The sequence below is a fragment of the Bradyrhizobium sp. Ses1 genome, assembly GCF_059512365.1.
This window is the reverse complement of the sequence record NZ_JCAMOQ010000002.1, coordinates 163305-177056: the sequence shown is the minus strand read 5'-3', so window position 1 is coordinate 177056 and position 13752 is coordinate 163305. Positions and strand designations below refer to the sequence as shown.

Annotated in this window: 11 protein-coding genes; 6 read left to right on the top strand and 5 right to left on the bottom strand. The window is 64.4% G+C overall.

Annotation, left to right across the window (positions count from 1 at the left end; all coding sequences use genetic code 11):
- Window positions 1-108: 108 nt before the first annotated feature.
- On the bottom strand, window positions 109-1344 hold the full coding sequence (locus AC5ZG5_RS03775; protein ID WP_456641071.1) for a cytochrome P450: 1236 nt from the start codon (window positions 1342-1344) through the stop codon (window positions 109-111).
- Window positions 1345-1447: 103 nt separating this feature from the next.
- Here AC5ZG5_RS03775 and AC5ZG5_RS03770 point away from each other — a divergent pair, with 103 nt between their 5' ends.
- From AC5ZG5_RS03770 to cnbZ, 6 genes are all read left to right on the top strand, one after another.
- Window positions 1448-1993: a phosphonopyruvate decarboxylase gene (locus AC5ZG5_RS03770; RefSeq protein WP_130228934.1), complete on the top strand. Its 546-nt coding sequence runs from the start codon at window positions 1448-1450 to the stop codon at window positions 1991-1993.
- Window positions 1990-2577 (top strand): thiamine pyrophosphate-dependent enzyme, encoded by a 588-nt coding sequence (locus AC5ZG5_RS03765; protein ID WP_456641070.1) that lies wholly within the window; start codon window positions 1990-1992, stop codon window positions 2575-2577. The genes AC5ZG5_RS03770 and AC5ZG5_RS03765 overlap by 4 nt, the downstream gene beginning before the upstream one ends.
- 326 nt (window positions 2578-2903) lie before the next feature.
- Window positions 2904-3605: a TetR/AcrR family transcriptional regulator gene (locus tag AC5ZG5_RS03760; protein ID WP_130228932.1), complete on the top strand. Its 702-nt coding sequence runs from the start codon at window positions 2904-2906 to the stop codon at window positions 3603-3605.
- 1 nt (window position 3606) lies between these two features.
- Window positions 3607-4800, top strand: coding sequence for an efflux RND transporter periplasmic adaptor subunit (locus tag AC5ZG5_RS03755; RefSeq protein ID WP_130228931.1), 1194 nt, complete (start codon window positions 3607-3609; stop codon window positions 4798-4800).
- A gap of 16 nt (window positions 4801-4816) precedes the next feature.
- Window positions 4817-7915 carry a MexW/MexI family multidrug efflux RND transporter permease subunit gene (locus AC5ZG5_RS03750; protein WP_456641069.1) on the top strand — a complete coding sequence of 1033 codons (3099 nt, stop codon included), beginning with the start codon at window positions 4817-4819 and terminating at the stop codon, window positions 7913-7915.
- A 130-nt stretch (window positions 7916-8045) separates the two neighbouring features.
- Window positions 8046-8789: a 2-amino-5-chloromuconate deaminase CnbZ gene (gene cnbZ / locus AC5ZG5_RS03745; RefSeq protein ID WP_456641068.1), complete on the top strand. Its 744-nt coding sequence runs from the start codon at window positions 8046-8048 to the stop codon at window positions 8787-8789.
- Window positions 8790-8911: 122 nt separating this feature from the next.
- On the opposite strand, the gene AC5ZG5_RS03740 is transcribed toward cnbZ, so the two are convergent.
- The 4 genes from AC5ZG5_RS03740 to AC5ZG5_RS03725 form a co-directional block, all read right to left on the bottom strand.
- Window positions 8912-10717, bottom strand: a complete 1806-nt coding sequence (locus tag AC5ZG5_RS03740; protein WP_456641067.1) for a gamma-glutamyltransferase family protein — start codon at window positions 10715-10717, stop codon at window positions 8912-8914.
- Between the two features lie 95 nt (window positions 10718-10812).
- A complete protein-coding gene (locus AC5ZG5_RS03735) occupies window positions 10813-11808 on the bottom strand; it encodes an ABC transporter ATP-binding protein (protein ID WP_456641066.1) in 996 nt (331 codons plus the stop codon).
- Window positions 11805-12791 (bottom strand): ABC transporter ATP-binding protein, encoded by a 987-nt coding sequence (locus AC5ZG5_RS03730; RefSeq protein ID WP_456641065.1) that lies wholly within the window; start codon window positions 12789-12791, stop codon window positions 11805-11807. The genes AC5ZG5_RS03735 and AC5ZG5_RS03730 overlap by 4 nt, the downstream gene beginning before the upstream one ends.
- Window positions 12788-13747 carry an ABC transporter permease gene (locus tag AC5ZG5_RS03725; protein ID WP_456641064.1) on the bottom strand — a complete coding sequence of 320 codons (960 nt, stop codon included), beginning with the start codon at window positions 13745-13747 and terminating at the stop codon, window positions 12788-12790. Before AC5ZG5_RS03725 ends, AC5ZG5_RS03730 begins: the two co-directional genes overlap by 4 nt.
- Window positions 13748-13752: the final 5 nt, after the last annotated feature.

The window sequence follows — 13752 nt, the reverse complement described above, 5'->3', positions numbered from 1 at the left end:
CCCCCAGATGCTGCTCGGAGTGCACTGTTCCGGCGAGGCCACGGGGCGGCGGTGGGACGGTGTTGAAGAATGGGTCGCAGAAAAGCTGCAGCCCCAGCTGATCAGCCGCTAGGCATCGACCGTGCACGGCACGCTGAGGAATCCGCGGAAACGGACGCGGCCGCCGCGCACTGGTTCGCCGGCGAGTACATAATTCGGGAAGCGGGCAAGGAAGCGCGAGATCGCGATTGCACCCTCGAGCCGCGCGAGCGCCATGCCGGCGCATTGGTGCGCGCCGGTGCCGAAGGCGAGATGGCGGTTCGGGGTGCGGGCGATGTCGAAACGTTCGGGGTCAGGAAATTGCGCGGGATCGCGGTTGGCGGCGCCGATGCAGAGCGTCACCGGCGTGCCCGCGGACATCTTGATGCCGCCGAGCTCGACCTCTTCCACGATCATGCGGTTGCCGAGCTGGTTCGAGCTCTCGTAGCGCAGCATCTCCTCGACCGCGGTCTTGATCAGGTCGAGCTGCGAGATCAGCCGCTGCTTTTCCTTGGGATAGCGCAGCAGCGTCACCAAGCCGTTGCCGATCAGATTGGTCGTGGTCTCATGGCCGGCGTTGAGCAGAAAGATGCAATTGTGCAGCAGTTCCTGCTCGGTCAGTCGCTCGCCATTGTCCTCACCATTACCTTCGCCTTGGATCAGCCGCGTCAGCACGTCGCGTTCGGGATTGCCCGGCTTGGCGCGCCGTCGCTCGACCAGCGTCTCCAGATAGGCGAGGAAGTCCTTCACGGCCTTGTTGCCGCGCGCAAATTGCTCCGATGAGATCACCGGCTCAAGCGCGCCCAGGATCGCGAGCGACCAGTCACGCAAGGGGCCGCGCTCGTCGTGGGGCACGTCGAGCAGATTGCCGATCACCTCGACTGGGATCGCAGAGGCGAAATCCTCGATCAGCTCGACCTTGCCTTTGGCGGCGATCGCATCGAGCAGGCCGTCGATCAGGCAGATCAGGTCGGGCTCCATTGCGGCGATCGCGCGCGGCGACAGCGCACCCATGATCAGGCGCCGCACGCGGGTGTGCGCCGGCGGGTCGTTGAAGACGAGGCTCGTGGTGTGATGCTCGTAGAGGAGGGAGTCGCCGTATTTCGGCGAAAACTCCTTCTTCTTGTCGGAGGAGAACGCTTTCGTGCTTTTATAGGCGGTGACGAGGTCGTCGTAGCGGGTCAGGAAGTAGGAGCCGTTGGGCAGGCGCTTGACCGGCGCGTTATCCCGCAGTGCACGATAGGTCGGGTAGGGGTTGGCATAGAATTCCGGCGTCAGCCGTTCGAGGTCGAAACTCTCCGCCAGCTCTCGTGCGTTTCCTGTCATGCTGCCATTCTCTTTTTGAGAACTGATATGCCGTTTTTGTTCTTCCGGAAAGTGCCGCCCGCTTTACAGTTCGCTTGCCTCGCTTCTTCCTTCGGAAACGCCCATGCATGCCCGCACTGAAACTGCCTCCGACAGCCAGCCGGCCTGGCCGGAAGAGATTTTCTCGACATTGCAGCGCTTCGATGTCCGCCAGGTGCCTTACGTGCCCGACGCCGGGCACGCGCAACTGATCGAGCGCGTGCTCGGCTCCTCCACCATGCGCGGCATTCCGCTGACGACGGAGGAGGAGGGCGTGGCGCTGCTGCTCGGCGCCTGGTCTGGCGGCCAGCGCGGCGTGCTGCTGATGCAGTCGAGCGGTGTCGGCAACTGCATCAACATGCTGTCGCTGACGCAGATCTTCCGCTTCCCGTTCCTGACGCTGGTGACGATGCGGGGCGAATGGGGCGAGTTCAATCCGTGGCAGGTGCCGATGGGATCGAACACGCAGGCCGCCTTCGAGCTCTGCGGCGTCAAGGTGCTGCGGGCGACGCATCCCGAGGAAGTGCGCGAGGTCGTCGAGGCCGGCGCGGCGCAGGCCTATAACGCTGCAACGCCGACCGCCGTGCTGCTGTCGCAGCGGCTGATCGGGGCAAAGGTATTCGTGAAATGAGCAAGGCCAATCTTCTGGACCGCCGCGCAGTCGTCGCCCACCTGCTGAAGGACCGTAACGGCGCGATCGCGGTCGGCGGCCTCGGCGCCTCGACCTATGACATCGCCGCCGCCGGCGATGATGCCCGCAATTTCTATCTCTGGGGCGCCATGGGCGGTGCGGTCATGATTGGACTCGGGCTCGCGCTGGCGCAACCCAAGCTGCCGGTGATCGTCATCACCGGCGACGGTGAGATGCTGATGGGGCTCGGGAGCCTCGCCACCGTCGGCGCGCAGAAGCCCGCCAACCTCTCCATCGTCGTGCTCGACAACGAAGCCTATGGCGAGACCGGAGGACAGGTCAGCCATACTGCCACTTCGGTCGACCTGGTCGGCGTCGCCAAGTCCTGCGGCATCGCCGACAGCCGCGCGATCACCACCATGGCCGAGGTCGAAGCGTTCGCGCTGTCGCTGAAGGAAGCGGACGGTCCGCGCTTCGCCAATGTGAAGATCGACGGCGCCAATCTGGAGCGGGTGTTGTCGAACCGCGACGGCACCTTCATCGTCAACCGCCTGCGCGGCTCGCTGGGCTACCAGCCGATTTAGGGAGTTTCGTAACCCGGATGGAGGGCAGCGCAACCCAGAATCCCCGAGTCAACGTTGAGGGAGCGGCCCCCGGGTTATGCTGGCGCTCCACCCGGGCCACGGCATTCGTTCAAATTGCTTGCGACTCGACCCTCTCCGTGGGAGGAGTACGGTTCCCGTAGCGGTCGGCGGGCGCGCCTGCCGATTTTTGTCAAGTGTGACATCGCGTTATCTTCCTGACGGTACAAGACCTTATCGGGAGGTGGGGGCCTAACCCAACCTTAAGTTCTATTTTTGCACTGCCGTAAATTCTTGACAATCTTTAAGGTGAGTGATTACTCACGCGCATGTCTACCCTGCGCATGACAAGTGACTTGCGGCGTCAGCTGATCCTCAGCGCCGCCAAGCGGTGCTTCGCCCGCCATGGCTTTGCCGGCACCACGACCAAGAGCGTGGCGGCCGCCGCTTCCATTTCGGAAGGGCTGTTGTTCAAGCACTTCCCATCCAAGGCGGCGCTTTACGCCGAGATCCTCGCCGAAGAGTGCGAGGCCGATCCGGATCTCGCGCACCTGCTCGGGCAGGACCCCTCGACCGCAACCCTGGTCGAACTTGTGAAGGGCATGGTCGGGCATTTCCTGGAGGTATCACAGGGGCCGGACGAGCAAGAGGCGCAGCGGCTCCGGCTGATGACCTCCAGCCACCTCGACGACGGTGAGTTCGCGCGCCTGCTATACGGCAAGGTCGGTGAACTGATCGCGCCGGTCTTCACCGCATCGATGGAACGCGCCGTTGCCGCCGGCGACGCCACCCGCATCGGCAGCGTGCCGCTCAACCTGTTCTGGTTCGCGCACCACGTCGTGCTGATGTCGGCGCTAACGCGGTTGCCGACGACGCCGTGCCTCAGCTACGGCGACGCGCCCGACCTCGAGCGCCAGCTTTCCGAATTCATCCTGCGCGGCATCGGGCTCACCGAAGCCGCGATTTCCTTTTATTTGAACCGTCAGCCGTCACCGAGCCGGGGACAATCGGTAACAGCAGAAAGTGCATGACATGAACATCGTCACCGAAACCAACATCAAGGGCGAACCGATCGATAAAAAGCCGCACAAGCGGCCGGTCAGGATGGGGCGCTGGTTCATCATCGTTGGATTGCTGCTGGCGCTCGTCGTCGGCGGCCTGGTCTGGTTCAACTATTTCCGCGCCAAGATGATCGGCGAGTTCTTCGCCAACATGAAGCCGCCGCCGGTGACGGTGAATGCGGCCGAGGCGAAATCGGAAGTCGTGCCCAACCTTTTGACCGCGGTCGGCGAACTGGCGGCCGTGCACCAGGTCAACGTCACCTCCGACGTCTCGGGACGCATCACGGATATCCTGTTCACCGCAGGCGCCGAGGTAAAGGCGGGTGCGCCGCTGCTCCAGTTGTTCGACGGGCCGGAGCAGGGCGATCTCGCCAGCTTCAAGGCGCAGGCGACGGTGGCGCAGCTTTCGCTCGATCGCGCCAAGCAGCTTGCCGCGCGCAATTTCGGGCCGCAGGCTACGGTCGACCAGACCCAGGCTGCGTATGACCAGGCCCTGGCCGGTATTGCCAAGACCGAGGCGCTGATCTCGCAGAAGCTGGTCCGCGCCCCCTTCAATGGCGAGCTTGGCGTGCGCAGGGTCGAGGTCGGTCAATATCTGACCGCTGGCAACCAGATCGTGTCGCTGACCGATCTGTCGATGCTCTACGACAATTTCACCGTGACGGAAAAGGACAGCGGCCAGCTCAAAGTCGGCCAGACCGTCCGCATCAAGGTGGACGCCTATCCGGATCGCGTCTTCGAGGGCAAGCTGACCACGATCGAGCCGCAGGTCGCGACCGACACCCGCAACATCCGCGTGCAGGCCACCGTCGCGAACCCCGAAAAGATCCTCAAGCCTGGCATGTTCGCGACCACCACGGTGGTGCTGCCCGACAAGCCGCCGGTGATCACGGTTCCGGAAACCGCCGTCGACTACTCGCTCTATGGCGACTCGGTCTACCTGATCACCGAGAAGAAGGAGAACGACGGCAAGACCAGCCTGACGGCGGTGCGTACCTTCGTGCAGACCGGCAAGCGATTTGGCGGCCGCACCGAGATCGTCCGCGGCCTGAAGGCCGGCGACCGTATTGTGGCACTCGGTCAGATCAAGCTGCAGTCGGGCGCCGCGGTTGCGATCTCCACCGAGCCGACGCCGCCGATCCCGGCCGAACCGCCGCGCTACTGAGAAGCAGGACCCCGTAATGTCCTTTACCGACATCTTCATCAAGCGGCCGGTCCTGTCGGTCGTCGTCAGCCTGCTGATCCTCCTGATCGGCTTGCGGGCTGCGACCGTGCTGCCGATCCGGCAATATCCGAAACTGTCGAACACGGTGGTCAACGTCACCACCAGCTATCCCGGTGCGTCGGCCGACCTGATCCAGGGCTTCATCACGACGCCGATCGAGCAGGCGGTCGCCTCGGCCGAAGGCGTCGACTACATCACCTCGTCCTCGGTGCTCGGCACCTCCACGATCCAGGTCTACATCAAGCTGAACTTCGACCCGAACCAGGCGCTCACCGAGGTGCTGGCCAAGGTCAACTCGGTCAAATACCTGATCCCGAAGGAATCGAACGACCCGGTCGTCACCAAGACCACCGGCCAGACCACGGCCGTGATGTATCTCGGCTTCTCCAGCGAGGAGCTCTCGGGATCGGCGATCTCGGATTACCTCACGCGCGTGGTCCAGCCGTTGCTGTCGACAGTTGACGGCGTGGCTTCCGCCGACATCCTCGGCGGCCAGACTTTTGCGATGCGATTGTGGCTCGACCCGATCAAGATGGCGGGGCGCGGCGTGTCGCCCACGGATGTTGCGCAGGCGATTGCGTCCAACAACTTCCAGGCCGCCGCCGGCCAGTCCAAGGGCTACTACATCGTCTCCAACGTTTCGACCAACACCGATCTGCGCAACATCGACGAGTTCAAGCGCATGATCGTGAAGTCGAGGGAGGGCGGCTTCGTCCGGATGGAGGATATCGCGCAAGTCGAACTTGCCGCCCAAAGCACGGACGCGAGCGTCGCGTTCAATGGCGAGCATGCGATCTTCATCGGTATCAACGCGACCCCGCAAGGTAACCCGCTGACCCTTGTGAAGGGCGTCCGCGCCCTGTTCCCGGAACTCGAGCGCAACCTGCCGCCGTCGCTGAAGATGAAGGTGGCCTACGATTCCACCAAGTTCATTCAATCGTCGATCGACGAGGTGGAGAAGACGCTCGGCGAAGCCGTCGTGATCGTCATCGTGGTGATCTTCCTGTTCCTGGCCTCGATCCGCTCGGTCATCATCCCCGTGGTGACGATCCCGCTATCGCTGGTCGGCGTCTGCAGCCTGATGCTGGTCATGGGTTTCAGCATCAACCTCCTGACCCTGCTCGCGATGGTGCTCGCGATCGGTCTCGTGGTCGACGACGCCATCGTGGTGGTGGAGAACATCCACCGCCATCTCGAGGAGGGCAAGACGCCGGTACAGGCGTCACTCATCGGCGCGCGCGAGATCGTCGGTCCGGTCATCTCCATGACCATCACGCTCGCCGCGGTGTACGCGCCGATCGGCTTCCTCGGCGGCCTCACCGGTGCGCTGTTCCGCGAATTCGCCTTCACGCTCGCGGGCTCGGTGATCGTGTCGGGCGTGATCGCGCTGACGCTGTCGCCCATGATGTGCTCGGTGCTGCTGAAGAACACCGAGGAAGGGCGTTTCGCGCGAGCGGTCAACCGCGTGTTCGGTTCGTTGACGCGCTGGTACGGTCGCAAGCTCGACCGCTCGCTCGATTACCGACCGATCACCGGCCTGTTTGCGCTGACCATGCTCGGCCTCGTCGGCTTCCTCTACATGCACACGATGAAGGAGCTCGCGCCCGAGGAGGACCAGGGCATCGTGTTCGCGCTGACCAAGGCGCCGAAATACGCCAACATCGACTACATCGACTTCTACGGCGAGAAGATGGACAAGGCGTTCCAGAAGTTTCCGGAGACGGATCTGCGCTTTATCCTGAATGGCACGCCGAGTGCGCAAAGCGGCATCGCCGGGATGCTGCTCACCCCGTGGGACGAGCGCAAGCGTTCGTCGATCGCACTGAAGTCGCTGGTGCAGGCGGAGCTGTCCAAGATCGAAGGCGTCAATGCGTTTGCCTTCAACCTGCCGCCGCTGCCGGGTGGTCCGGGCGGCCTGCCGGTGCAGATGGTGATCAATTCGACCGTCAGCTTCCAGGCCATCTATGAGCAGATGGAGAAGTTGAAGGCAGCCGCCCGCAAGAGCGGCATGTTCATCGTCTCCGACAGCGATCTCGATTTCAACCAGCCGGTGGTGCGCGTCCGCGTCGACCGCTCCAAGGCAAGCGACCTCGGCATCAACATGCAGCAGGTCGGCGCGACGCTGGCGACGCTGCTCGGCGGCAACTACGTCAACCGCTTCAATCTGGAGGGACGCTCCTACCAGGTGATCCCGCAGGTGCCGCGTGCCGTCCGCCTGTCGCCGGAGGCGCTTGGCGGCTACTACGTGCCGACCAACACCGGGCAGTTGGTGCCGATCTCGACCGTCGTCTCGATCGAGACGGGCACCGATCCGAACGCGCTGACGCACTACAACCAGCTCAACTCGGCGACCTTCTCGGCGGTGCCGATGCCGGGCGTGACGGTGGGCCAGGCGGTCGACTTCCTCGAAGGTGAGGCCAAGAAACTGCCGGCCGGCTTCGGCCATGACTATCTGGCGGACTCGCGGCAATATGTGCAGGAGGGCAACCAGCTCGTCATCACCTTCGCGTTCGCCGTGATCATCATCTTCCTGGTGCTGGCGGCGCAGTTCGAGAGCTTGCGCGACCCGCTGGTCATCATGGTCTCTGTGCCCATGGCGATCGTCGGCGCCCTGATCCCGCTGTTCTTCGGCGTGGCGACGATGAACATCTATACCCAGGTCGGATTGCTGACGCTGGTCGGCCTCATCACCAAGCACGGCATCCTGATGGTGGAGTTCGCCAATGAACTGCAGCTCAACGAGGGGCTCGACCGCCGCTCGGCGATCGAGATGGCCGCCCGCATCCGGCTGCGTCCGATCCTGATGACGACGGCGGCGATGGTCACCGGCCTGCTCCCGCTGTTGACCGCGTCGGGTGCCGGTGCGGCCAGCCGGTTCTCGATCGGTCTCGTCGTGGTCGCGGGCATGCTGATCGGTACGCTGTTCACGCTGTTCGTGCTGCCCGCGGTCTATGTCACGATCGCCACCGATCACCGGGCGAAAGCGACCTCAGAGCGCAACAAGCAGATCGCCGACTACGAGCTCGGCGGTGACGGAGCGCTCAAGCCTACCTGAGACTTCTTGGCCCCAAAGTCTCAGCGAAAGGGCGGCGACGGTTCTACCGTTGCTGCCCTTTTGGTTTTTGTGGAAGATGCGTAGAAGTGAAGCGCACGCAAGCGCACAATAAGATTTGGGGAGAACGGACATGGTCAGCGATTTCGCGCCCGGCAATTATCGCTTCATTCCGGCCGTATTCCAGTATTCGAGCGGCGCGGCCGCCAATCCCGGATTCGAGGTCGAACGCGTGCGCTTTGACAGGCTGGTGCCGCTTGCCGAAGGCTTTGCGCGGATCGCAAGTCATATCCAGGCGGCGGGTCGGCCGCTGACCTCGTTCTGCGCCTGCGAATTGCGTTCGCCGGCGGCGGTGTCGGAGCAGGGCTTTCGCGCCTTCAACGAGCATTATGTGAAGACGCTCGCGGAATGGGGGCTGTTCGATGGCAGCACCAATCCGGTGGCGCGCAGCAATGTCTGTCCCGAAATCGATCCTCCCGCCGAGCCGTCATTCTACGCATTCTCGTTCACACGCCCGAGCACGGGAACCTCGCCGTCCTTCGTCATCGCCGGCGGCGCCGAGGCGCGCGGCGGTACCGGCAGCTATCCCGAGCGCATCGTGCGCTATCGCGACATGAGCGCGGAAGCCTGGAAGGAGAAGGTGCGCTTCACCGTCGGCGAAATGGAGCGGCGGCTCGCCGAATTCGGTTCCACCTGGCAGGACACCACCGGCGTGCAGGTCTACACCGTGCACGATTTCCATCCGCATCTCGCCGACGAACTGGTGCGCCGCGGCGCCACCCGCGCCGGCCTGACCTGGCACTTCGCCCGGCCGCCGGTGGTCGATCTCGAATACGAGATGGATTGCCGCCGCGTGCTGCGAGAGCTGGTGATTTAAGGCGCGTCTCTCTCCTCGTCATTGCGAGCGGAGCGAAGCAATCCATCTCGCCGCTTGTGGAGGCATGGATTGCTTCGTCGCTTTGTTCCTCGCAATGACGCGCAGAGAGGCGTGAGCGCCCGCTACCTTCCAGCGGCGTAGCCCTGCATGCCGCGCGGGTTGGCTGCAGCGCGGCGCTTGCGGCCCAACCGTGAAGCCGCGGTCAGCCGGCCCTCCGACCAGGCCGGGCCGACCTCGACGATGTGGCCGCGACGCTGCAATTCGTCGATGCTCGCCTTGGGCACGCGATCTTCGACCACGAGCACGCCGGGGCGCGCGGTGCGTGGCCAGAATGAGATCGGGAAATGCTCGGAATGCCAGGCCGGCGCGTCGATCGCCTCCTGCAGATTGAGCTTGGCATGGACGTGGCGCAGGAAGAATTGCGTGATCCACTGGTCCTGCTGGTCGCCGCCCGGCGAGCCCCAGGCCAGATACGGTTCGCCGTCGCGCAGCGCCATGGTGGGCGAGAGCGTGGTGCGCGGGCGCTTGCCCGGCGCCAGCGCGGCCGGATGGTTCTCCTCCAGCCAGAACATCTGCGCGCGGCTGCCGAGGCAGAAGCCGAGCTCGGGGATGACAGGTGAGGATTGCAGCCAGCCGCCGGAGGGCGTCGCCGAGATCATGTTGCCGGCCTTGTCGATGATGTCGAAATGCACAGTGTCGCCGCGCACCTCGCCGAAGCGGCCAACGGTGGGCTCGCCCGCCCCCATCGCACCGACCGCCTCGCGATGGCCCTCGGCGCGGCGCAGCTTGACCATCGCGCCAAAGCCTTCGACCGAGCCGGGGATGAAGTCGAGCGAAGCCTTGTCCTTCGAGATCAGCTTGCGGCGCTCGTCGTTATAGGCATCCGACAGCAGCGTCTCGATCGGGATATCCGTGAAGTTCGGATCGCCGTAGAACGTCTCGCGATCGGCGTAAGCGAGCTTGGCGCATTCGATCTGCAGATGGATGAAATCGGCGCTGGTGGGATCGAGGCCGTCGAGGTCAAAGCCTTTCAGCAAGGCGAGCTGCTGCAGCATCACCGGGCCTTGGCTCCAGACACCGGCCTTGCAGACGGTGTAGCGGCCGTAATCGTAGGTCAGCGGCGCTTCGATCGTCGGCTGCCAGCGCGCCATGTCGTCAGCCGACAGCACGCCGCGATGCGGCGAGCCGGAGACGTCCATCACCTCCTGGGTGCGGCAGAATTTGTCGATCGCCTCGGCGACGAAGCCCTTCGACCACACTTGGCGCGCGCGCTCGATCTGCGCGACGCGGTCGCCGCCTGCGCTTTCCGCTTCTTTCAGGATGCGGGCGTAGGTTTCCGACAGGCGCTTGTTGGTGAAGATCGTGCCGGGCCTGGGCACCTCGTTATTCGGAAGATAAACTTCGGCCGAGGTCGGCCAGTGCTTGCGGAACAGTTGCTCTACCGTCTGGATAGTGGCGCAGGCGCGCTCGACCAGCGGAAAGCCTTCGCCGGCATAGGCGATCGCGGGCTCGAGCACATCGCGCAGCTTCAGCGTGCCGTAATCGCGCAGCAGCAGCATCCAGGACTCGAATGTGCCGGGCACGCAGGCGGCGAGGAGGCCGGTGCCGGGGACCATCTCCAGCCCCTCGCTGCGATAGTGCGCGATCGTCGCCTTCGCCGGCGCGGGGCCCTGGCCGCAAATCACCTCGGTCTTGCCGCGCCTGACATCGTGCACAATGACAGGCACGTCGCCGCCGGGGCCGTTCAGATGCGGCTCGACCACCTGCAGCGTGAAGGCTGTGGCGACGCCGGCGTCGAAGGCGTTGCCACCTTTTTCCAGCGTGGCCATGCCGACCGCGGTCGCGATCCAGTGCGTCGAGGTGACGACGCCGAACGTGCCTTCGATCTCGGGACGCGTCGTGAACGGATCGGGATTGATATTGCTCATCGTTGGCCACCAGTTGTTCTTTGCGGGCGCACTTGATCACAGGCGCGGGCCGCTGCCAACGGCGGGGCCGGCATGGCTACCTCGCATCGTTGTGGTCACACGGGTGCGGCAGCTTCGACGGGGGCGTTCACGGCGTGACAGGCCACGCCGTCAATCAACTCCGGCGCCTTTTGGCGGCACAGGCCAAACGCCAGCGGGCAGCGCGGGTTGAAGGCGCATCCCGGCGGCGGATCGATCGGGTTCGGGATTTCGCCTTTGACGGGAATGCGCTGGCGGCCGCTCATTGCGAGATCAGGAACCGCGCCGAGCAGCATCTTGGTGTAGGGCATGCGTGGATTGTTGAACAGCGCGCGGCCCTCCGCGACCTCCACGATGCGGCCGAGATACATCACGCCGATCCGGCTCGCCATGTGGCGCACGACGGCCAGATTGTGACTGATGAAGAGGTAGGTGAGGCCGAACTTGTCCTGCAGGTCGCGCATCAAATTGAGGATCTGCGCCTGCACGGAAACATCCAGCGCCGAGGTCGGCTCGTCGCAGACGATGAACTCGGCCTCAGAGGCGAGCGCGCGGGCGATGGCGATGCGCTGGCGCTGGCCGCCGGAGAATTCATGCGGATATTTCAGCCCGTCATCGGCATGCAGTCCGACCAGGGAGAGCAACTCGCCGACGCGGGCACGGATGTCGCGCTCGCTTTGGATCAGCTCGAAGGCGCGGATCGGCTCGGAGACGATGGCATCGACCCGGAAGCGCGGATTGAGGCTCGCATAGGGATCCTGGAAAATCATCTGGATCCGGCGGCGCAAGCGCTGCCGCGCCTGCGCTTGCCTCGGATCGGTCATCGAGACGCCGTCGATCACGACCTCGCCCGAACTCGGCGGCAACAGCCCGACCACCATGCGCGCCACCGTGGTCTTGCCGGAGCCGGACTCGCCGACAAGCGCAAAGGTTTCGCCTTTGCGGATATCGAAGGTGACGCCGTCGACCGCCCTGAGGAATTCGAGATGGCCGCCTTCGAGCACGCGATTGAGCCACGGCTTTGAGACGTCGAACACGCGCCGGAGCTTCTTGACCTCGATGAACGATGTCATGCCGCACTCTCCTTGGCGGCGTGGTCGTAGAGATGGCAGGCGACGGCCTGCGCGCCTTGACGGGTCGGTTCGGGACGCTCGACCCGGCAACGGTCGAACGCGAAGGCGCAGCGCGGGTTGAATGGGCAGCCGGGCGGAATCGCCGACAATCGCGGCATCGAGCCAGGAATCTGCACCAACCGCTTGTCCTCGCCGGCAAGCGTCGGGATCGCGCCCATCAGGCCCTTGGCGTAGGGATGCAGCGGATTGCGGACGACGTCCTGCACCGGGCCGATCTCGGCGATGCGGCCGGAATACATCACCGCGACGCGGTCGCAGGTCTCGGCGATCACGCCCATGTCGTGGGTCACAAGCATCACCGCGGTGCCATGATCGCGGCCGAGCCGCTTGATCAATGCGATGATCTGCGCCTGTACGGAAACGTCGAGCGCGGTGGTCGGCTCGTCGGCGATGATCAGTTCCGGCTCGGCGCAGATCGCGAGCGCGATTACGACGCGCTGGCGCATGCCGCCGGAGAATTCATGCGGATAGCCGTCGACGCGCTTTTCCGGCGCGGGGATGCCGACCTCGGCGAGCAGGTCGACGGCGCGTTTTCGCGCGGCACTTTCCGACAGGTTGGTATGAGTGCGGATAGTTTCGACGATCTGGTCACCGATCCGGTAGAGCGGGTTGAGGCTTGTCAGCGGATCCTGGAAGATCATGCCGATGCGTTTGCCCCGCACGCGCCGGATTTCCTCCGGCGGCAAATGATCGATGCGCATGCCCGAGAGCAGGATCTCGCCGCCGGAGATGCGGCCGGGCGGATCGATCAGGCCAATGACAGCAAGGCCCGTGACCGACTTGCCGGCGCCGGATTCGCCGACCACGCCCAGCACCTCGCCCTTGGCGATCTCGAAGGAGACGCCGTCGATCGCGCGCAACGTCGCGCGGCGGGTGACGAACTCCACCTTCAGGTCACGCACGGAGAGGACAGGCACGGTCATCGGAGCTTCGGATTGAGCGCGTCGCGCAGCCAATCGCCGAGCAGGTTGATCGAGAGGATCAAGCCGGCCAGCGCAATGCCGGGAAAGGCGACGATCCACCATTCGCCGGCGAAGAGATAATTGTTGCCGATCCGGATCAACGTTCCGAGCGAGGGCATGGTGTCGGGCATGCCTGAGCCCAGGAACGACAGCGTCGCCTCGGTGATAACAGCGAGCGCCAGGTTGATGGTGGCGATGACGAGGATCGGGCCCATCGTGTTGGGCAGCACATGGCGCAGCATGATCTTGGGCGCGGGCAGACCGATCAGTTGCGCGGCGGCGACATAATCCTTGTTCTTCTCCACCATGACCGAGCCGCGCACGGTGCGGGCATATTGCACCCAGAAACTCAGCCCGATCGCGACCACGAGGACGGCGAGCATGCTCATCGGATCGAGCCGGTTGCCGAACACGGATTTGGCAACGCCATTGACGATCAGCGCGATCAGGATCGCCGGGAAGGTGAGCTGCACGTCGGCGATCCGCATGATCACGGCATCGACAGGGCCGCCGAGATAGCCCGCGATCAGCCCGAGCGTGATCCCGATCGCGCCGGCGAAGACGACGCCGAGCACGCCGACGATAAGCGAAATCCTCAAGCCATAGAGAATAGCGGAGAACACATCGCGGCCCTGTTCGTCGGTGCCGAGCAGGAACGGGCTCTGGCCGTCCGCGGTCCAGAGCGGCGAGATGCGTGAGTTCATCAATTGGAGCTGTGCCGGATCGAACGGGTTCTGCACGGCGAGTACGGAAGCAAGGATCGCGAGCAGGAAGAACAGCAGGGTGACGGCGGCCGCGAGCATCGTCAGCTTCGAGCGGCGGAAGGAATAGAACAGGTCGCTGTCGATGGCGCGACGGAACCAGCTTGCACCAGCGTGCGCGGCTTCGGTCTGGTGTTGGACGACTGAGTCGGACATGCTGT